Below are 945 nucleotides of genomic sequence, written 5' to 3'. Positions count from 1 at the left end.
GTGTAACACACTAGACTTTGTACCAAAGTCGTGTGCCAAGGGTGCTGCGCCCCTTTGGAATCCCTGCTTACATCGCCCATGGGCGATGTGGATTCGCCGCACAAAAAGCTCTCACAAATGCACACCCGGCTGTCTGCGGCGAGGAGAAGGCACTTCTGCGGAAGTGTAATAACCCACTATAACACTTTCATCCCTGCGGTCTGCAAAGTGTAGTGGGCTCTCCGAGGGGGAAACGGCTGTATAGGGTGCGCTTCGGGCAAATCGCTGCGTACGTGCGTACCAATCTCTCGTACGCACGTACGCAGTAAAACGGCTAAAATCTCCTATATAGGGGTGTTCTTCTGGAAATCAATATGATATACTCAACTTGATCAACCATCAACTAATAAGAGGAGGTAATATTATGGGAAAAACTTTTGTGTGCAGCTTATGCCGTAATGGAATCATTGGCGGTGGTTTGTACATTGATGAACAGAGCATTACATATTCCACCCAAAAGCTTACAGTCAGTCCGCTATATCGCAGCCTTGTATTGCCCATGAAGGAGATAAAGGAGATTTCATGGAGCCAGATGGTCGTTCCTGTTGCAGCAATTTCCATGAAAGACGGAGAATGTTATAAATTTATCATATATAACAAATCAGGATTTGAAAAGGCATATAAGCAATATAGCAACCACCAAGAATGAAATCACCTGGCAGGGTTTGGGGCAGGCACGCCCCAACAAGAAGCTGTCCCAAAGGGGCAGGAAATTTTCAAGAATTGAAAATTTGTGGCCACGGGACGATTCTTGCTCTCACGAAAATCCATACTTTTTGAAAAAACGCTTTCTGCAGCCAAAGGAGGATGCACCATGAAAAAAGAGATTGAAGCCTTTGTCAACGCAGCCAACGAGCAGGAGTTGGAAGCCGCATGGAACAACCTCTCGGCAGAGGAACAGCGAGT

At 46.6% G+C, this 945-nt stretch carries 1 protein-coding gene; it reads left to right on the top strand.

The features are described from left to right. Positions 1–403: 403 nt before the first annotated feature. A complete protein-coding gene (locus tag AAAU26_RS00995; RefSeq protein ID WP_117536135.1) occupies positions 404–688 on the top strand; it encodes a hypothetical protein in 285 nt (94 codons plus the stop codon). Positions 689–945: the final 257 nt, after the last annotated feature.

It is taken from the genome of Faecalibacterium longum (assembly GCF_040094125.1).
Lineage (GTDB): Bacteria > Bacillota > Clostridia > Oscillospirales > Ruminococcaceae > Faecalibacterium > Faecalibacterium longum.
The sequence above is the reverse complement of the archived record's forward strand: the minus strand, read 5'-3'. Positions and strand labels throughout refer to the sequence as shown.